Origin of the sequence: Halosimplex marinum (assembly GCF_051414075.1) — an archaeon.
Lineage (GTDB): Archaea > Halobacteriota > Halobacteria > Halobacteriales > Haloarculaceae > Halosimplex > Halosimplex marinum.
Genome location: NZ_JBLKNY010000008.1, coordinates 45,306 through 63,909, shown reverse-complemented (window position 1 = coordinate 63,909; position 18,604 = coordinate 45,306). Strand labels below are relative to the sequence as shown.

At 71.7% G+C, this 18,604-nt stretch carries 16 protein-coding genes; 6 read left to right on the top strand and 10 right to left on the bottom strand.

Going from position 1 to position 18,604, the window contains the following annotated elements; translation table 11 throughout:
- Nucleotides 1-2 precede the first annotated feature (2 nt).
- Together ACMGFI_RS20130 and ACMGFI_RS20125 are read right to left on the bottom strand one after the other, a co-directional pair.
- The gene (locus tag ACMGFI_RS20130; protein ID WP_436912063.1) at nucleotides 3-401 is read right to left on the bottom strand and encodes a DUF7977 family protein; all 399 of its coding nucleotides are present in this window, start codon (nucleotides 399-401) and stop codon (nucleotides 3-5) included.
- The gene (locus ACMGFI_RS20125) at nucleotides 394-1,440 is read right to left on the bottom strand and encodes a zinc-binding dehydrogenase (protein ID WP_436912062.1); all 1,047 of its coding nucleotides are present in this window, start codon (nucleotides 1,438-1,440) and stop codon (nucleotides 394-396) included. Before ACMGFI_RS20125 ends, ACMGFI_RS20130 begins: the two co-directional genes overlap by 8 nt.
- Nucleotides 1,441-1,606: 166 nt before the next feature.
- On the opposite strand from ACMGFI_RS20125, the gene ACMGFI_RS20120 reads away from it, so the two are divergent.
- The 4 genes from ACMGFI_RS20120 (at nucleotide 1,607) to ACMGFI_RS20105 (ending at nucleotide 7,860) form a co-directional block, all read left to right on the top strand.
- Nucleotides 1,607-2,788: an ABC transporter substrate-binding protein gene (locus ACMGFI_RS20120; protein ID WP_436912061.1), complete on the top strand. Its 1,182-nt coding sequence runs from the start codon at nucleotides 1,607-1,609 to the stop codon at nucleotides 2,786-2,788.
- Between the two features lie 106 nt (nucleotides 2,789-2,894).
- The gene (locus ACMGFI_RS20115; protein ID WP_436912058.1) at nucleotides 2,895-4,202 is read left to right on the top strand and encodes a molybdenum cofactor synthesis domain-containing protein; all 1,308 of its coding nucleotides are present in this window, start codon (nucleotides 2,895-2,897) and stop codon (nucleotides 4,200-4,202) included.
- A 313-nt stretch (nucleotides 4,203-4,515) separates the two neighbouring features.
- Nucleotides 4,516-5,475 carry a WD40/YVTN/BNR-like repeat-containing protein gene (locus ACMGFI_RS20110; RefSeq protein WP_436912055.1) on the top strand — a complete coding sequence of 320 codons (960 nt, stop codon included), beginning with the start codon at nucleotides 4,516-4,518 and terminating at the stop codon, nucleotides 5,473-5,475.
- A gap of 189 nt (nucleotides 5,476-5,664) precedes the next feature.
- On the top strand, nucleotides 5,665-7,860 hold the full coding sequence (locus tag ACMGFI_RS20105) for a beta-glucosidase (RefSeq protein ID WP_436912054.1): 2,196 nt from the start codon (nucleotides 5,665-5,667) through the stop codon (nucleotides 7,858-7,860).
- A gap of 22 nt (nucleotides 7,861-7,882) precedes the next feature.
- On the opposite strand, the gene ACMGFI_RS20100 is transcribed toward ACMGFI_RS20105, so the two are convergent.
- Nucleotides 7,883-8,548, bottom strand: coding sequence for an HD domain-containing protein (locus ACMGFI_RS20100; protein WP_436912052.1), 666 nt, complete (start codon nucleotides 8,546-8,548; stop codon nucleotides 7,883-7,885).
- 157 nt (nucleotides 8,549-8,705) lie between these two features.
- Between ACMGFI_RS20100 and ACMGFI_RS20095 the strand changes: the two genes are divergently transcribed.
- Nucleotides 8,706-9,413, top strand: coding sequence for an MBL fold metallo-hydrolase (locus ACMGFI_RS20095; protein WP_436912050.1), 708 nt, complete (start codon nucleotides 8,706-8,708; stop codon nucleotides 9,411-9,413).
- Nucleotides 9,414-9,420: 7 nt separating this feature from the next.
- On the opposite strand, the gene ACMGFI_RS20090 is transcribed toward ACMGFI_RS20095, so the two are convergent.
- From ACMGFI_RS20090 to ACMGFI_RS20080, 3 genes are all read right to left on the bottom strand, one after another.
- Entirely contained in the window at nucleotides 9,421-10,101 is a 681-nt protein-coding gene (locus tag ACMGFI_RS20090) for a hypothetical protein (protein ID WP_436912048.1), read from the bottom strand.
- Between the two features lie 81 nt (nucleotides 10,102-10,182).
- A complete protein-coding gene (locus tag ACMGFI_RS20085) occupies nucleotides 10,183-10,965 on the bottom strand; it encodes a hypothetical protein (RefSeq protein ID WP_436912046.1) in 783 nt (260 codons plus the stop codon).
- Nucleotides 10,966-11,062: 97 nt separating this feature from the next.
- A complete protein-coding gene (locus ACMGFI_RS20080) occupies nucleotides 11,063-11,401 on the bottom strand; it encodes a DUF7126 family protein (protein WP_436912044.1) in 339 nt (112 codons plus the stop codon).
- A gap of 118 nt (nucleotides 11,402-11,519) precedes the next feature.
- Between ACMGFI_RS20080 and ACMGFI_RS20075 the strand changes: the two genes are divergently transcribed.
- A complete protein-coding gene (locus ACMGFI_RS20075; protein WP_436912043.1) occupies nucleotides 11,520-12,854 on the top strand; it encodes a PQQ-binding-like beta-propeller repeat protein in 1,335 nt (444 codons plus the stop codon).
- 36 nt (nucleotides 12,855-12,890) lie between these two features.
- On the opposite strand, the gene guaA is transcribed toward ACMGFI_RS20075, so the two are convergent.
- From guaA to ACMGFI_RS20055, 4 genes are all read right to left on the bottom strand, one after another.
- Complete coding sequence (gene guaA, locus ACMGFI_RS20070) at nucleotides 12,891-13,808, bottom strand: glutamine-hydrolyzing GMP synthase (protein ID WP_436912041.1); 918 nt, start codon at nucleotides 13,806-13,808, stop codon at nucleotides 12,891-12,893.
- Entirely contained in the window at nucleotides 13,808-15,505 is a 1,698-nt protein-coding gene (gene pyrG, locus ACMGFI_RS20065) for a CTP synthase (RefSeq protein ID WP_436912039.1), read from the bottom strand. Before pyrG ends, guaA begins: the two co-directional genes overlap by 1 nt.
- 124 nt (nucleotides 15,506-15,629) lie before the next feature.
- Nucleotides 15,630-16,292 carry an alpha/beta hydrolase gene (locus tag ACMGFI_RS20060; RefSeq protein WP_436912038.1) on the bottom strand — a complete coding sequence of 221 codons (663 nt, stop codon included), beginning with the start codon at nucleotides 16,290-16,292 and terminating at the stop codon, nucleotides 15,630-15,632.
- A 114-nt stretch (nucleotides 16,293-16,406) separates the two neighbouring features.
- On the bottom strand, nucleotides 16,407-18,500 hold the full coding sequence (locus tag ACMGFI_RS20055) for a sensor histidine kinase (RefSeq protein WP_436912036.1): 2,094 nt from the start codon (nucleotides 18,498-18,500) through the stop codon (nucleotides 16,407-16,409).
- Nucleotides 18,501-18,604: the final 104 nt, after the last annotated feature.

The following is an 18,604-nucleotide window of genomic DNA, read 5'->3' as shown; positions in this document are numbered from 1 at the left end:
GGTCAGGGACGACGGTTCGCGACGGCGGTCCAGACGCCGAGCAGGCCGAGGAAGACCGCGGGGACGAACGGGAGCACGAGGTACGCGTCGCGGTACCCCAGCGGGAGCGCTTCGAGCAGGCCCCGGGCCTGCGGAATCGCGATGATCGTCCAGGGGATCACGACGAGCGCGACCACGAGCGCGGCGACGAGCGCCCACCCGCGGCGGCCGAACTCCCGCGACTCGGGGTCGGGCACGTCGTAGCCGCCGGGGTCCGCCGACGGGATGTCGTCGTCCGCGCCCGTGCCGCGGACGTGCCCCTCAGTGTCGCCGGGGTGGTCGCGGCTGTCGGCCCTCTCGTCGCCGTCGCGCCGTCCGGTTCCCTCGGGCGCGTCGCCGTCGGATGCGGGGGTCTCAGCCATCGAACTCGCTGTCGGGGACGACCACGACCTTCCCGAAGCCCTCGCGGTCCTCCAGGAGTTCGTGGGCGCTGGCCGTCTCGCTCATCGGCAGGCGGTCGCGCACGCGCACCTCGAAGGTGCCGTCCCACACCTTCGCGAGGACGTCGTCGACCTCGCCGGGCGTGGCCATCGTCGAGCCGACGATCGACAGCTGGTTCCAGAACACCCGGTTGACGTTGGTCTGGGGCCGACCGCCGGCCGTCGCGCCGCAGGTGACCAGCCGGCCGCCCTTCGCGAGGCTCTTCAGCGAGTCGTCCCACGTCTCGCCGGCGACGTGGTCGACCACCACGTCGACGCCGCGGCCGTCGGTCAGCTCCCTGATCTGTGCGGCGAAGTCCTCCTCGGTGTAGTCGATGGCGTGGTCGGCGCCGACCTCGCGGGCGTAGTCGAGCTTCTCGTCCGTGCTCGCGGTCGCGAACACCTCGGCGCCGGCGAAGTCGGCGATCTGGACGGCCGCGTGACCGACGCCGCCCGAGGCGCCGAGCACGAGGACGGACTCACCGGGGTCGATGTCGGCGCGAGTCACGAGCATCCGCCAGGCGGTCTGGAAGACCAGCGGCGCCGCAGCGGCGGTCGCCCAGTCGACGCCCTCGGGGACGGCGACGAGGTTGTCCTCGGGGACGGCGGCGAGTTCGCCGTGGACGCCGGGGACGTGCTCGCCGATGATGTGGAAGTCGACGCACATCGAGGCCTCGCCGTCGCGGCAGAACTCGCACTCCCCGCAGCTGACGCCCGCGGTGACGGCCACGCGGTCGCCGGGCTCGAAGCGGGTCACGTCCTCGCCGACCGACTCGACGACGCCCGCAGCGTCGCAGCCGGGGACGTGGGGCATCTCCAGGTCGATCCCCGGCAGGCCCTTGCGGGTCCACACGTCGAGGTGGTTCAGCGCGCCCGCCTTCACGTCGACGAGCACGTCGTCCCGGCCCACCTCGGGGTCGGGCCGCTCGGCGTACTCGACCACGTCCCGGTCGCCGTGGTCCGCGTACTGGACTGCGTACATGGTCGGACCGACGCGCGCGGTGTGCAAAACAGTGACGAACGCGCCCGGTCCGGCCGAAGCTTGGGGCCGTCACCGTGGCGGCCCGCCCGGCCGACCGTCCCGACCGATTCTCAGTTCGGATAACTCGGGGGCAAGGTCATTATGGGGGTCGCACGGACGGTAACGTATGTCAACGGCCGTGGGCGGACAGCGCGAGATAGAGATCCACCACCACTTCGTGTGGGGGAGCGAGGAGGAGGCGATGGACGCCGTGCTGGCGGAGTACGCGGACCGCAACCCGGACGTGTCGATCGCCGAGGAGCAGACGGTCATCAACGCGCTCCGCCTGATGATCAAAAGCCGGATCCTCCGGGAGGACCCGCCGGACGTGTGGGACGAGTGGCCGGGCGCGAACCTCCGGCCGACCGTCGAGGCCGGCGCGACCGCCGACATCACCGACCTCTGGGAGCGGACGGGCATGGAGCGGGCGTACTTCGACGGGATGGTCGACGTGGCCCGCTTCGACGGCGAGTTCCACGCGGTCCCGCTGGACATGCACCGGATCAGCAACCTCTACTACAACGTCGAGCTGTTCGAGGCCGCCGGGGTCGACCCCGCGCGGCTCTCCGGGCCGGACGAGCTCGTCGAGGCGCTCCCGGCGCTGGCCGAGGAGAGCGACCACCCGATCGCCGTCTTCGGCCGGAATCCCTTCGGACTGCTCCAGCTGTGGGAGACGCTCTTGCTCGCCCACGGGGGAGAGAGCGGCTACGAGGAGGCGGCCGACGGACGGCCGTCCACCCACCGGGCGGCCGTCCGCGCCGCCTTCGCCACCCTCGGGGAGTTCCTCGCTGCGGGGCCGGACAACCCGGAGTTCATGGACTCCAGCGACCTGGAGTTCGCCTTCTCCGACGGGGAGGCGGCCTGCATCAACAACGGGTCGTGGTCGACGGGCCACATGGCCGGGACCGACATGGAGTTCGGCCGCGACTGGGACTGCGTCCCGTTCCCCGGCACCGACGGCGCCCACATCGTCAACACGAACGCCATCGTCCCGGCAGCCCACGCCGAGGGCGACGACGCCGTGACGGAGTTCGTCGAGTACCTCGGCTCCGCCGAGACGATCGAGCGGTTCAACACGATCAGCGGGTCGGTCCCGCCGCGGGGCGACGTGTCGGTGGCGGACCTGCACCCGATGAGCCGCGAACTCCACGAGGCGTTCGGCGGCCGCGCGACCCAGTTGCCGTCGATGTGTCACGGGCTGGCCGTCCAGCCCGAGCAGGTGGTCCAGCTCAAAGACGCCGTCGCCACGTTCCTCCAGGACCGCGACGCCGACGCCGCCGCCGACGCCGTGGTCGAAGCCCTGTCCTGACCGCCGCTCCGCTTCTGACCGCCGTCGACCGCTCCCGGCCCGGCTGCTCGCGACCGGGCTTCGGTCGGATGCTGGCCTTTTTGGTTCGCTATCGGGTAGCGATCCCATGGTCGATTTCCAGTCCCGGGACACCAGTCGCGGGTACGGCGACGACGAGGACGAGGAGGGGGACGACGCCGAGGCGGACGCCGGCGACGGTGACGCCGGCGAGGAGGAGACCGAGGCGGAACCCGTCGAGGAGTCGGCCGAGCGGACAGAGGGGGCGGAAACCGAGACTTCGGGGGACGACACCGCGGAATCCGAAGGGGGAACCGCCGGCGCGAGCGCGGACGAGGCGACCGACGAGGGGGCGGGATCCGGGGCGGACGACGACCCGCTCGCACCGTCGTCCGGGGACGCGACCGACGACCCGCTGGCGCCGGACGCGTCCGGGTCGGACACGGATTCGGGTGCCGGCGACGATACCGGCTCACGGACCGGCGACGAGCCCGATCCACGGACCGACGACGGCTCGTCGGCCGGTGACACCGGTGACGAGGCTCCCGGAGGGGACGGCGGCGCCGACTCGCCGGCGGACGACCCGCTGGCGTCGTCGGGCGAGTCGGAGCAGGGCGACGGGACGGTCGACAGCACGGACGACCACCCGTTCGCCGACGCGGACGGCGCGGACGGCACGGACGGCGCGGACGGCGTCCCGAGCACCGACGCCGGCGGAGCGGACGACCGCTCGTCGAGCGAACCCGCCAGCGAGGGAGCCGACCACGCCGAGGCCGGCGCGCGTTCGACGGGCTCCGGCAGTCACTCAGGGGACACGGCCGACCACTCGGACGGCGCTGCGGAGCACGCACACGGATCGAGTGAGCAGTCACACGATTCGGGAGCCCATTCGCACGATTCCGGTGGTCACTCCCACGACCACGCTCACGGGGCCGACGTCGGGCTGCTCGGTGTCGCGGTCGTGACCGTCTCGTCCACGCGCACACGCGAGGACGACGCGAGCGGGGACGTGATCGAGGCGGCCGTCGAGGCCGCCGACCACGAGGTCGTCACCCGGGAGATCCTCCGGGACGACCTCGACGGCGTCCAGACCGCGCTGCTGAACCTCACCGGCCGCGACGACGTGGACGTGGTCGTCACGACCGGCGGCACGGGCGTCACGCCCGACGACGTGACCGTCGAGGCCGCGCGCCCCCTCTTCGACCGCGAGCTCCCGGGGTTCGGCGAGCTGTTCCGCATCCTCTCCTACGAGGAGATCGGCACCCGGGCGATGGTCTCCCGGGCCACCGCCGGGATGGTCGACGGCGTCCCGGTCTTCTGTCTCCCCGGCAGCGAGGCTGCGGCCCGCCTGGGGACCGAGGAGCTCGTCGTCGAGGAGATGGCCCACCTCGTCTCGCTCGCTCGCCGAGACGATTGAACGCCGGACCCCCCCGCTGGCCCCTCGCCGCGCCCGCGCCGTACCACAGTATTCGGGTGTGCGTACGCTGCGACGAGGCGAACGTATTCGGGCCTCACCGGCCCGCTCGCGGGCGTTCCGTTTTATCACTTCAATCTTTCGTCGTTTTATGTCGATTAAGTCGGTCTAGCGGCGGAGGATGCGCGGACCCCGGAATCCGTCCGTTCGGACGAGTGAACGGATCCAAAATGGCGGATTCAGGGCCTAAAACGCCCTAAATCGGCGCCAAGGGCGACCCCCCATTAAGTGCAACCCGTCGCACGTCCCGGATGCAATGTCCGAACGCACCTCCACTCGACGCACCGTGCTGAAGGCAGCCGGCGCAGCGATCGGCGCGGCGGCGGTCCCGACGGCCGCGGCCGCGTCCGGGAACGACTCCGAATGGACGGCCATGAAGTCCCCGGTCGGCGGAACCCTCTACGACGTCGAGGAGACGAGCGAAGGCGCGTACGCGGTCGGCGACGCAGGGGTCGTCCTCGAGCGCACCGGGAAGGGCTGGAAGAAAATCCTCGACGGCGGCCCGACCGGCAACGGGAACAACCTCTACGGCGCGGACGTGACCGACGACGGCAAGCGCCTGTGGTTCGTCGGCTCGTCGGGCGCCATCGGCGAGTACGACGTGACGACCGGCAACCTCAACGACCACTCGGCGCCGATGGACGTGACCAACAACTTCAACGACGTGTCGGTCACGGGCGCGGCCGGCGAGGCCAACGTCTACGTCGCCGGCGACTCCGGGAAGATGTACTACAGCTTCGAGAACGGCGCCGTCCAGACCTGGGACTACGTCACGCCGGGCTCGGGCTCGGCCATCAACGCCGTCGACTTCTACGACGACCGCAAGGGTCACATCGTCGACGGCAACAAGTCCGTCTTCTACACTCAGGACGGCGCGACCTGGGACAAGATCGGGCTGGCCGACGCCAACGTCAACTTCTACGGCGTCGACTCCGACGGCGCCGACGACGTGTGGGTCTCCGGCGGCGGCGGGATGGTCTTCCACTGGACCGGCTCCCGCTGGGTCCCCGCCGACACCGGTGACGCGGGCCTGCGCGACATCGAGGTCGAGGACGGCGAGGGCTACGCGGTCGGCGGCGGCGGCAAGGTCTACGACCGCGAGAACGAGGAGTGGAAGCCCGACGCCACCCCGACCGGGCAGAACCTGAAGGCCGTCTGCCGGAGGAGCGAGGTCGAGATCGCCGTCGGCGCCGGCGGCACCATCCTCGAACACTGACGACCCCGGTGGTCTCTCTGCCCTCCCTGACCCCTCCACCCCACGACCTCTTTCGCCCCCTCCCCCCTCTTGCCCGCTCTCCCCGCTTCCGTACCGCCCTCCGTCTGTCAGGCATCCGGTCCCCGTTTTTGGCGCTTCGCGTCCGCTGAGGGGAAACCGTTAAGCCGGTCCTGACTGAACGTCCAGTCAATGAGTTCGGAAACGGTGGACGGGCTCCTCGCGGAGCTCCGGCTGGCGGAGAAGGTACGGCTCACCCACGGCGCGACCGACACGGAGGGGACGGCGACCGGCTTCGTTCCCGGGGTCGAACGGTTGGATATCCCGCCGGTCAGGTTCTCGGACGGGCCCCTGGGCGTCCGCACCGACGAACCGGCGACGGCGTTCCCGGCGTCGTCGGCCCTCGCGGCGTCCTTCGACCCGGAACTCGCTCGCGAGTTCGGCCGGGCGCTCGGCCGGGAGGCGCTGGCCCGGGATCAGGACGTGCTGCTCGGGCCCGGGCTGAACCTCGTCCGGGTGCCCCACTGCGGCCGCAACTTCGAGTACTACTCGGAGGACCCGGTCGTGACCGGCCGCTTCGCCGCGGGCGTCGTCGACGGCATCGAGTCGACGGGGGTCGTCGCGACGCCGAAACACTTCGTCGCGAACAACCAGGAGACGGCCCGCGCGTCGGTCAGCGCCGAGGTCGACGAGCGCGTCCTCCGGGAGATCTACCTGCCGGGCTTCCGCGACGCCGTCGACGCCGGCGCCGGCGCGGTGATGTCCTCGTACAACCGCGTCAACGGGACGTACATGAGCGAGCACGAGCGCCTGCTGACGGACGTGCTCAAAGCGGAGTGGGGCTTCGACGGCGTGGTCATGTCCGACTGGTTCGGCACCGAGAGCGTCGTCGGGACGGCGACGGCGGGACTGGACCTGCAGATGCCCGGCATCTCCGCCGAGGAGCTGTTCGAGTCGATGGGCGCGCCCGGGGGTGAGGGCGACGGTGCGGACCGTGGGGACAGCGGCGACGCGGACCGCGACGCGGACGGTCCCGACGGCGACGCGCCGCCCGCGGACCCGACCGAGGGGTTCGACTACGCCGACGGGATGCCCGACCCGACGACGGGCGGGCTCTACCGCGAGGAGCTGGCCGACGCCGTCGAAGCCGGTGAAGTGCCGGAGTCGCGGCTCGACGACATGGTCCGGCGGCTGCTCACCCAGCTGGACCGCCACGGCCTGCTGGACGGCGGCCGAGACGCAGCCGACCCCGGCGGGGCCGTCGACACGCCGGAACACCGCGGGCTGGCCGAGCGTGTCGCGGTCCGCGGGACCGTCCTGCTGGACAACGACGGCGTCCTGCCGCTGGCCGACGACGCCGACGTGGCGGTGGTCGGCCCGAACGTCGACGAGGCGATCCTCGGCGGGGGCGGCTCCTCGGAGGTGACCCCGGCCACCGAGACGAGCCCGGTCGAGGGGATCGAGGCTCGCGCCGAGGGATCAGTCTCCGTCGCCCGCGGCCACCCGCGGGTCGAGGACATCTCGTTGTTCGACGCGTTCGAACCGGACGACGGCAACGAGGGCGAGGCGGGGCCCGACCCCTCGGTCGACGACGCGGTCGCGGCCGCAGCCGATGCCGACGTGGCCCTCGTGTTCGTCCGCGACCAGGCCACCGAGGCCGCCGACCGCGAGTCGCTCGCGTTGCCCGGCGAGCAGGACGAACTGATCGAGGCGGTCGCCGCCGAGAACGACCGGACGGTCGTGGTCGCGAACACGAGCGGCCCGTTCGAGGCGCCCTGGCGCGAGGACGCGGCGGCCGTCGTCGCGGGCTGGTACCCCGGCCAGGCCCACGGGTCGGCCGCGGCGGCCGTCCTCTACGGCGACAGCGACCCCGGCGGGCGGCTCCCGGTGACGTTCGCACCGGCCGAGGCGTATCCCACCGCCGACGAGCGCCGGTACCCCGGTGTCGACGGCCAGGCCCACTACGACGAGGGACTGCTCGTCGGCTACCGGCACTTCGACGCGACCGGCGCCGAACCCACGTACCCGTTCGGCCACGGCCACTCCTACGCGAACTTCGCGTACCGCGACGCGAGGGCCGTCGACGACGCCACCGTCGAACTCACCGTCGAGAACACCGGCGACCGGCCCGGCCGGGAGGTCGTCCAGGCGTACGTCGACTCGCCGGCGACGCCCGACGACCTGGAGCGGCCGCCGCGGGAACTCGGCGGGTTCGCCTCGCTGGCGCTCGACGCCGGCGAGTCCCGCCGCGTCGCGGTCGCGCTCGACGAGCGGGCGTTCGCCCGCTACGACGCCGACGAGGGCTGGACGGTCGATCCGGGGGAGCACGCCGTCTCGCTCGGCCGGTCGTCGCGGGATCTGCGACTCGACGTGACTATCGAGCGGTAGCGCTCACCGACCCCACCGACGGTCACAGGTCGCCGCGCCACTCGCCCTCGAAGCGCTCGACGAACTCCCGGACGAACGCGGCCCGCTCGGCGACGAGTTCGCGGCCGGGTTCGGTCTCCATCGCCTCGGGCAGCCGCAGCAGTTTCTCGCGGGCGTGCTGGATCACGGTGTTGTCCCGGTCGTTCCGGTCGTAGCTGTCCCTCGCTTTCCGGTCGGGGTCGTACATCCCCTGGCCGTGGTGGGCGCCGAAGGTGAACGCCCGGCCGATCCCGACCGCGCCGAGCGCGTCGAGGTTGTCGGCGTCCCGCAGGACCCGCTCCTCCGCCGTCGGCTCGTGGTTCAGGTCCGTCCGCTCGGCGAAGTCGTACTCCTCGTGGTGGGCCACGCAGTGACAGACCGCCTCGCGACGGTGTTCGGGGAATTCCGCGTCCGCGAGAATCGCCCGGACCTCCGGGAGCGTCTCCTTCGGGTGGGTGAACCCCTCGCCGCGCAGGCGGTGGAGGTCGTGGACCAGCGCCGCCGCACCGACGACGGTGAAATCTGCGTCCGTCGCCGCCGCGAGGCGCCGGCCCAGCCGGTAGACCCGCCAGGCGTGGGCCATGTCGTGACCCGTGTCGTCGCCCGCGAAGTGCTCGCGGGCCTCGTCGGCCACCCGCTCGTGGACCGCCGGCACGTCGTCCGCTCGCATGCCCGTGGGCGGGCGGCCCTAGACGAAAAACATCCCGATAGGCGCCCGGCCCTCGAGTCCCGTCGGTCGTCCGGTCCGGTCGGCCCCGAACTCGCCCGGCTCGACAGCCCGACCCGCTCGGCCGCCGGTTTATCCCGCCGACGGCCCTACGAGTGGTATGGTCACGCGACTCTCCGACGACGCCTGGTGGATCGACCTCGGCGGCGTCAACGCCTACCTCGTCGACGACGGGGGCGCGCTGACGCTCGTCGACGCGGGGACGCCCTGGCGCGGCGGCGCACTCGCGAACGCCGTCGTCGAGGCGGGGTTCGCCCTCGGCGACCTCGACCGGGTGCTCGTCACCCACTACGACCTCGACCACGTCGGTGGCCTCCCGCGCCTCGACGGCCTCGACCTCACGATCTACGCCGGCCGACGGGACGCCCCGCTGGTGACTGGCCGGGAGAAGCCGCCGTTGTCCGTCCCGAAAGGGGTCTTCCAGCGGCTGGTCGGCCCCCTACTCGCGCCGCCGGACAACGAGGTCGTCCCACTGACCGGGGGCGACACCGTCGGCTCGTTCACCGTCCACGAGACGCCCGGCCACACCCCCGGGCACGTCGCCTACGTCAGCGATGACCTGGGGTTCGCGGCGCTGGGCGATCTGGTTCGCGAGTCCGGCGGCGACCTGCACACGACGCCGTGGTTCATCACCGACGACACCGCAGTCGCCCGCGAGAGCGTCGGTCGGCTGGCCGCCGAGACGCCGGCGTTCGAGGTCGCGGCGACGGGTCACGGTGTCCCCTTCGAGCGCGACGGGGACGACCGGCTCGCAGACTTCGCCGAACGGCTCGGTCACGCCGCCGAACCCGCGCGACTCCGGCGGTGATCGGTCCTCACCACCCGCTGCCGTCCATGTCGGTGGCCTCGTCGCTACCGACGTGGGCTTCCGAGCCGCGCTCGTTCGAGGCGTGGCCCGGGGAGTGGCGAGCCGACCCGCCGGTGAAGTCGGTGTCGCCGCCGCCACCGCCGCCGGGGAACCGCCCGTTCTCGAAGTCGGCCGCGGTGACGCCGGAGGGACGGGCGTCCTCGGCGCGCGTGACCTCGGGGCGCTCGGGGCGGTTAGAGGCGGTGTACGCCGCCACCAGATCGGGGTCCGCCACGACCGCCGACCGGGGGACCGGCTCGTCGTCCGGCCAGCGACGCCAGGCGACGCGGCCCTGTTGGAGCGCCGCGCGGGTCTCCGCTTCACTGCCGGCCTCGACCCGGTCGCGGGGCGCCGGCACGCGGGCGTCGAGCGCGCGCTCGACCTCGTCGGTGTCCGCGACGTGGTGGAGCCTGACCGTCGACTTCCCGGAGCGGACCAGGTCGTAACTCCCGGCGCCGAGTAGCCGGTCGAACCGGCCGTCGCGGCGGAGGACGAGGTCGATATCCTCCCACGGGACGGTCTCCGTCCCGCCGAGGAGACCGCCGAGCCCGCCGGGGTCGTACTCCAGGCGGTCGCGGAAGACCCGCAGCTCGGACCGAACTCCGGGGACGGCCCCGGCGAACCGTTCGCTCGGGATCGGATCGGTCATCGTCGCAACTCGTCGGTGGCCGGGTAAAAGCTTCGTGGGGAGTGGACGGTCGGCGGCGGCCCCCCTTCGGTGTCCCGGGCGCTACTCGGCAACTCCCTCGCCCCCGCTTCCCCCGGTGAACTCCTCGGCCGCGTCCCCGCTCCCGTTGCGCGTGATCCCTTCGATCGTGGCCGGTCGGTCCGGGCCGGGCGAGGAGCGACGCGGCCGCTCGTCGTCGTCCCCGCGGGCGGGAGTCACGTCCCCCTCCCCGTCGAGCTTCTCGACGAGCGTCCCGTCGGTCACGACCGCCGAGCGCGGGAGCGGCTCGTCGCTCGGCCAGGTGCGCCAGAACACGCGGCTCCGCTGGAGCGCCTCGCGGACCGTCGCCTCGTCGACGGCGTCGACCCGCTCGCGCGGGGTCGGCACGCGGGCGTCGAGCGCGCGCTCGAACGCCTCGGGGTCGCGCAGGTGGCCGATGAAGAGGTCTGCCCCTCCCGACCGGACCAGTTCGTAGCTCGCTGTCCCCAGCCGCCGGTCGCCCGCCGTCTCGCGGCGGAGCGCCAGGTCGATGTCGTCGTACGCGACGGTCGTCGCGCCCGGCGAGAGCCCGCCCTCGACGGCGAGGGCGTCGCGGCCGAACCGGACGGTCCGGCGGGCCGCGCCGGCCGCGACGACGCCGAGGACGCAGACGAGCGCGGCGACCGCCCCGCCGCCGACGAACGCGGCCGCTGACGGCGCCGCGACGCCGTTGATCGCCAGTAGCGACCGGGCGAGGGCCCCCAGGAGCGCGCCGCCGGCCAGCGCGCCGACGCCCTCGCGCCAGGCCGAAAGCACCGCCGCGATCGGCGACGCGCTCGCCACGGGACCGGTCGACACTTCGGTCATACTACGGGAATTTCGCCCGCGGCAACAATAATGTTGCCCCGGAGACGACGCGGTCGGGGCGGGCCCGGTGGAGCGGCCGCGGGAATCGCCGCGGGCGTCAGCCGTCCGCGTCGGCGGCGTCGGTCAGTTCCTCGGCGACGGTGTCGGCGTCGAACAGCGCGGGGTCCATCCCGAGGACCTGCTGGCCGCTGACGAACTCCGGGAGCGAGTCAGCCGTGTAGGCGACCACCCGGATGTCGGGGTTGAGGTCCCGCGCGACGACGATGGAGGTCGCCTGGCCGGCGTCGGTCAGGACGAACACGTCGGCGTCGTGGACGCCGGCCTCTTCGAGCGCCGGGCGGTTGGCGATCCCGTCGACGACCGATACGGTCGCGCCCCGCTCGCGCAACTCGTCGGCCAGTCCTTCGGTGTCAGTCCCCGCGAAAACTGCGTTCATACCCAGTGATCGGGGCCGGGGGGTTTGTGCTTCACGTTTCGCGCGGCCGCGGTCGCGCCCCGACAGCGAGTTATACGTTCATGAAAAAGCACTTACCACCCCATTCGGAACGCCCGCCATGGACACGTCCCTCCGGCGGCGGTCTCTGCTCCGCGCGCTCGGCGCGACAGGTGCTGCGGCCCTCGCCGGCTGTCCCGCCGGCATCGGCGGATCGTCCGGATTCGAGCCCGGCGAGACGGACTGGCCGAGCTACCGGTTCGACGCGCGCAACACCGCCGTCCACCCCTCCGCCCCCGGCCCGGGCGGCGACCTCTCGGTCGCGTGGACGGCCAGCTACACCGACGGCTCGGAGAGGGCGGCCGGAGTGAGCGTCCTCTCCGCTCCCGTCGTCCTCGACGGGACCGTCTTCGCCGCGGCCGACATCAGCGACGACTCGGGCTGGCAGACGGTCGTCGCGGCGTTCGACCTCGCCACGGGCGAGCGGCAGTGGGAGCGGTCGTTGCCAGTGGCCGAGATGGACGGCGAGGGGAACACGTCCCCGGCGCGGACGCTCGGGTCGGACGGCGAGCGTCTCGTCGTCGGGACCGTCTCGGACGGCCCGGGGCTCGCCGCGCTCTCGCCGTCGTCCGGCGAGACGGAGTGGGAGCAGTCGCTCGACACGCCGTTCGAGTCGGCGGTGACCGCCGACGGCGGGTCGCTGTTCGTCGGAGACAGACTCTACGTCGCCTTCGACGCGGGCGACGGGAGCCGGGAGTCCCGATACGCCCCGGGCGAGGACCCGCTGTGGCGCAACCGATACCCGCCGACGGTGACCGACGATACCATCTACGCCACGGACCACGACGAGATCCACGCCGTCGACCGCGAGAGCGGCGAACGCCGCTGGACGGCGAGCAACGACTTCTACACGATCCTCTACCAGGAGGAGGGCGCCCCGTTCAACTCGCCGGTCGTCGTCGACGGCGTCGCGTACGCAGTCTGTGGCCGAATCACCAACCGGGACACGGGCGGGATGGTCGCGATCGACATCGAAGACGGGTCGGAGCTGTGGACGGCGATACCGGAGGGCGACGACCCCCAGAGCTACGAGGGAGACCCCACCGAGGCCGAACAGGCCGCCTTCTACGGGATGCCCCTCGTCGTCGACGACACCGTCTACGTCCAGGGCATGGGGCGCGACGAATGGGGCTTCTTCGCCGTCGACGCCGCCGACGGGTCGGTCGAGCGGATGGACACCGACGGCGGTCTGGTCGCGGCCGACGGCCTCCTCTACGGCGTCACCGCCGAGGAGGGGGCGCTGACGGCCAGCGCGGTCGACCCGGCGGCCGACGAGCGGGTCGGCTCCGCGGCGGTCGAACAGTGGGAGAATCCGCGGGTCGGCCCCCAGGCCGTCGCCGGCGAGTACTACGTCGCCGCGACGAACGAGGGGCTGGCGGCGTTTGGCCCGAACTGAGGGGAGAAAAGCTATCTGCGGAGTGCCAGCCCGCCGCTATTCGTACTCGATGGTCGCCGGCGGCTTGTGGGTCACGTCGTAGAGGACGCGGGCAACGTTGTCGTTCTCGCCGGTGATCCGCGACTGGATCCGCTGGAGGGTGTCCCAGTCCACGTCCTGCGCGCGGGCAGTCATGCCGTCGCGGCTCTCCACGGAGCGGACGGCGACGACCCAGCCGTGGACGCGGTTGTCGCCTTTGACGCCGGTGGCCTTCCCGAGGACGGCGGCGAGGGCCTGCCACGGGTCGTGGTCTTCGAGTTCCTCCTCGACGACGTGGTTGGCCTCGCGGGCGACCTCCAGTTTCTCCTCGGTGACCTCGCCGATGATCCGCACCGCGAGGCCGGGGCCGGGGAACGGCATCCGTTCGGAGATGATCTCCTCCAGGTCGAGCTCGCGGGCGACCTCGCGGACCTCGTCCTTGTAGAGGTCGCGCATCGGCTCGACGATGCCGTCGAAGTCGATGCGCTCGGGGAGCCCGCCGACGTTGTGGTGGGACTTGATGGTCCCCTCGCTCTCGATGCGGTCGGGGTAGATGGTCCCCTGGACGAGGTAGTCGGCGTCGACCTCGCGCGCGACCTCCTCGAACTCGCGGATGAACTGCTCGCCGATGATGTGACGCTTCTCCTCGGGGTCAGTGACGCCCGAGAGGGCGTCGACGAATCGGTCCTGGGCCTCGATGACCCGCAGCGAGTCCATGTAGTCGAAGGTCTCGCGGATCTGGTCGGTCTCGCCCTTGCGCATGAGGCCGGTGTCGACGTAGACGGCGGTGAGCTGGTCGCCGATGGCCTCGTAGGCCAGCGCGGCCGCCGTCGAGGAGTCGACGCCGCCCGAGAGGCCGATGACGGCGTTGGCGTCGCCGACCTCGTCGGCGATCTCCTCGACCTTCTCGTCGATAAAGGAGTCGACGTCGACCATCAGACCTCCACCTCCTCGGTGTCGCGGTCGCCGCCACCGCGGGCGGACTCGCCCGCGCCGCCGTCGCCGTTCCCGGTTTCCTGAAGGTCCAGCGCGGCGTCGAGTAGCCCGACGAACGGCGGACTGGCGCGGCCAGGTCGCGAGCGGAACTCGGGGTGGAACTGCGTCCCGAGGAAGTACGGGTGGTCGGGCAGTTCGAGGATCTCCATCCGGCGGCCGGACTCGCCCGAAAAGCGCAGGCCCGCCGCCTCCAGGTCGTCGATGTACTCGGGGTTGACCTCGTAGCGGTGGCGGTGTCGCTCCGTGCAGGAGTCGTCGCCGTAGATCTCCGCGGCGAGGGTGCCCTCCTCGATCTCGGTGACGTGGGCGCCCAGCCGCATCGTCCCGCCCATGTCGTCGACGCCCTCCTGCTCGGGCAGGATGTCGATGACGGGGTACGGCGTCTCCTCGTCGAGTTCGGCGGAGTGAGCCCCCTCCAGGCCGAGGACGTTGCGTGCGTACTCGACGACCGCGAGCTGGAAGCCGAGACAGAGACCGAGGTAGGGGACGCCGTTCTCGCGGGCGTAGCGGATGGCCTCCATCTTGCCCTCGGTGCCCCGCGAGCCGAAGCCGCCGGGGACGACGACGGCGTCCATGCCGTCGAGTTCGCCCCCGTGGCCGTCCGCGAGTTCCTCGGCGTGGATCCACTCGGTCTCGACGTTGACGTTGTGGGCGAGGCCGGCGTGTTTCAGCGACTCGTAGATGGAGAGGTAGGCGTCCTCGAGGCCGTACTTGCCGACCAGGGCGACGTTCACGGTGCCGGTCTGGTCCTGGGTGACGAGTTCGCGCCACTCGTTGTGGCGCTCGTCCTCGGGCAGGGCGTCGCCGGCCAGGTCGAGCCGCTCCATGACGTACTCGTCGAGGCCCTCGTCCTCGACCATCAGCGGCACCTGGTAGATGTCCGGCACGTCGGGGTTCGAGAAAACGGCGTCCGTGGGAACGTCGCAGAAGAGGGCAATCTTCTCCTTGGTCTGGTCCTCCAGCGGGTCGTCGCAGCGGCCGACCAGGATGTCGGGCTGGAGGCCGATCGAGCGCAGTTCCTTGACGCTGTGCTGGGTCGGCTTGGTCTTCTGCTCGCCGTTCTTCGAGTAGGGGACGAGCGTGACGTGAATGAACTGGATGTCCTCCTCGTCTTCCTCGTGGGCGAACTGCCGGAGGGCTTCGAGGTAGGGCATCCCCTCGATGTCACCGACGGTGCCCCCGACCTCGATGATGCAGACGTCGCTGCCCTCGGCGACCTCGCGGATGCGCCGTTTGATGTCGTTGGTGATGTGGGGGATCACCTGGACGGTCTTGCCCAGGTAGTCGCCGGCCCGCTCCTTCTCGATGACCGAGCGGTAGACCTTGCCCGTCGTCACGTTGTGCTTCGAGGTCATGTCGATGTCGAGGAACCGCTCGTAGTTCCCCAGGTCCAGGTCGACCTCGCCGCCGTCCTTGAGGACGTACACCTCCCCGTGCTGGAAGGGGTTCATCGTGCCCGCGTCGACGTTGAGATAGGGGTCGACCTTCACCGCGGTCACGTCGAACCCGGCGTTCGAGAGCAGTCGGCCGGTGCTGGCGGCCGTGATACCCTTCCCCAGCCCGGACATGACGCCCCCGGTGACGAAAACGAACTTGTTCCCCAGAGTTTCGTCGTACTCTGTCTCCGGTTCCGGCATACCGACCGTGCGCGGTGGGACCTGAAAACCGTTTCGGGAGCCGCCGGGAATCCCCGTGTTTGTCAACGTGTGACGGCCGCGGGCCGCCGATCCCGTCGGTTCGCGAACGCGTCGTAACGGCCGGTCAGACGCGCGGTTCGAGAAAGTCCGCGACGACTTCCGCGACCTCGTCCGCCCGGCCGACGAAGTGGTGGTCTGCGGCCAGTTCGGTCACCGCGAACTCCCGCTCGCGCGCCCGTTCGACGACCGCCGCGGCGTCGACCGTGTCGTCGCGGCTCCCGTAGACGACCTGGCCGGGGCAGTCGATCCGCTCGATAGCCGCGACCGCATCGACCGCGTCCGGGCCGTCGCCGACGCGCGGCGCAGGCGCGAGCGCCGACACGGCCGCGGGGCCCTCTCCACCGTCACTTCGGTCGATCCCCGCGTCGGCCCGGTCGGTCTCCGCGTCCGCTCGGTCCGCCGCCGCGACCAGCGCGAGCGTCCCGCCGAAGCTGTATCCGAACAGGGCCACGGCGTCGTAGCGCTCGGCGGCCCAGTCGAGCGCCGCGCCGGCATCGCGAAGTTCCCCCCGGCCCCCGTCCCACTCGCCGTAGTCGAACCGCAGGCAGGCGACCCCCCGGCCGGTCAGCGCGTCGGCGACAGCGGTCAGCCGCCGGTCCGACCGGCTCCCGCCCATCTCCGGGTGGGGCGGACAGGCGACCACGCAGGCCCTCGGATCCCCGCTATCGGGTTCGTCCAGCGACCCGCGCACGTCGCGGGGCCCCGGGACGATCACTGGCTCGCTCACGGGTACTGCGTGGTCGTCCAGCGACTCGAAGCTATCGGCGGCCGCTCGGACGCTCCCGTTCGACGGACCGCACCCGCCCGACTCGACGGTCGTTCCGCCCGGCTCGGCGGCCCGTCACTCGGCCGTCTCCACGCCGGTGATCTCGAAGCGTGCGCCGCCGTCCTCGCTCTCGGTCGCCGCGACGGTCCAGCCGTGGGCTTCGGCGATCCGGTCGACGATGGCCAGCCCGAACCCGGTGTTGTCGGCCCGCGTCGAGAACCCCGAATCGAACACGTTCTCGCGAACGTCCTCCGGGATCCCGGACCCGTTATCGGCGACGGAGAACCCGCCGTCGACGTCGCCCACGCGGACGACCAGTCCGTCTCCGCTGGCGGCGTCCCCGTCCGCGCGGTCCGCGGAGGCGTGCTCGACGGCGTCCTCGGGAGTCTGCGACCGAGGGCTCGTGGAACCGTGTTCCACGGCGTCCTGCTGAGCCTGCGAAGCAGGGCCTGTCGAGCCGTGCTCGACGGCGTCCTCAGGAGCTTGCGACTGAGGGCTCGTGGAACCGTGTTCCACGGCGTTCCTGAACAGGTTCTCCAGCAGTCGCGCGAGCCGTTCGGGGTCGGCGCGGACCGTCCGGTCAGTCTCGACCGCGAGGCGCTCGGCGTCGGTCTCGACGGCCCCCCACGCCCGGGCGGCCGCCTCCGCGAGGTCGACCGGTTCGGGGTCGGAGATCGACTCGCCCTGCCGGGACAGCGCCAGGAGGTTCTCGATCATCGCGTCCATCCGGTCGACGGCGTCTCGACAGCGGTCGAACTGCTCTGGGTCGCAGGTCTCCTCGGCCGCCTCGATCGCGCCGTTCAGCACCGTCAGGGGGTTCCGGAGGTCGTGGCTGACGACGCTGGTGAACTCCTCTAGCCGCTCGTTCTTCCGTTCGAGCTCGTCCCGGCGGCGGCGCAGTTCCGCCCGGCGATCGGTGCGGTCGAGGGCGGCCTCGAGCGTCGTCGCGAGAATCTCGACGAGCACCTCGTCGGTCCCCGAGAAGGCGTGAGTTCGCTCGGCCGAGACGACGAACATCCCGTGGCCGCCCATCGGGTAGAGGATCACGCTCCGGGAAGGGGTCGGCTCGTCGACGCGGTCGTCGTCGGGAACGTCGTCGATCCGGACCGGTTCGCCCGACTCGAAGGCGTCCCAGACCAGGGCCGCCCGCGACCCCTCGGGGGCGTCCCGCGGATACTCGGGGACGCCGTCGAACGCCTCCCGGACCGCGTCGACGGCGGCGGCCGGTTCGAGCCGATCGCCGGCGTCGTCGAGCAGGAACACGCCGCTCAGCCGCGCTTCGAGGACGGCGTCGGCGGCCTCGGTCGCCACCCGCGCGGTCTCCTCGGCCGTCTCGGTGTGCATCAGCGCGCGGGTCCGGCGCTGCAGCCGTTCGAGCTTCCGTTCGCGGTCCGCCCGGTCGGTCACGTCGCGGGTCACGCCCAGCACCGCGCGGTCCTCGCCGTCCCGGATGTCGTAGGGAAGGATCTTCGGCTCGAAGACGTGGGTCTGACCCTCGGCGTCGACCACCTCGATCCCCGAGAGGCGCTTGGGATCGCCGGTCTCGACGACCGACCGGAAGTCCTGGCGGAACTGCGCGGCCGCGCGGTCGTCCAGTACCTCGTCGATAGTCGAACCCTCGATCTCGTCGACAGTGGTTCCGTGGAACTCGGCCAGCGCCTCGTTGACCAGCCGGTAGGTCCCCGACTCGTCGATCACGTAGACCAGGTGGGGCAGCGAGTCGACGATCTTCCGGAGGCGGCGCTCGCTGCGCTCGACCCGCCGGCGCGAGCGGGCGTGCTCGACGGCGTTGGCGACCCGGTTGGCCAGCACCGTGTACTGGTCGGTTCCGGTCTCCTTCTGGAGGTAGTCGGTCACGCCCGCGGAGATGGCCTCGCTCGCCACCGCCTCCGACCCCTTCCCGGTGAAGAGGACGAAGGGGAGTTCCGGATAGCGCTTCCTCACCCGTTCGAGGAACTCGATCCCGTCGAGCCCGGGCATCTCGTAGTCCGAGACGACGCAGTCGAACGCGCGGTCGTCGAGGCGGTCCAGCCCCTCGGCGGCGTCGGCGGCCGTCTCGACGGCGAACCGCTCGTCGGCCTCTTCCAGGAACGTGGCGGTCAGGTCTGCCACGTCCCGGTCGTCGTCGACGTGGAGGACCCGAATTCCGGCCCCCGACACCGCGCTCATAGGTCCTGTCACCCGGCAGCGGGCAATAACTGTTGTGACCGAATATCGCGTCTGAGAGCGCCCGTTTCGGCCCGGGTAACACCGCTCTCCGACCGACGGTCGTC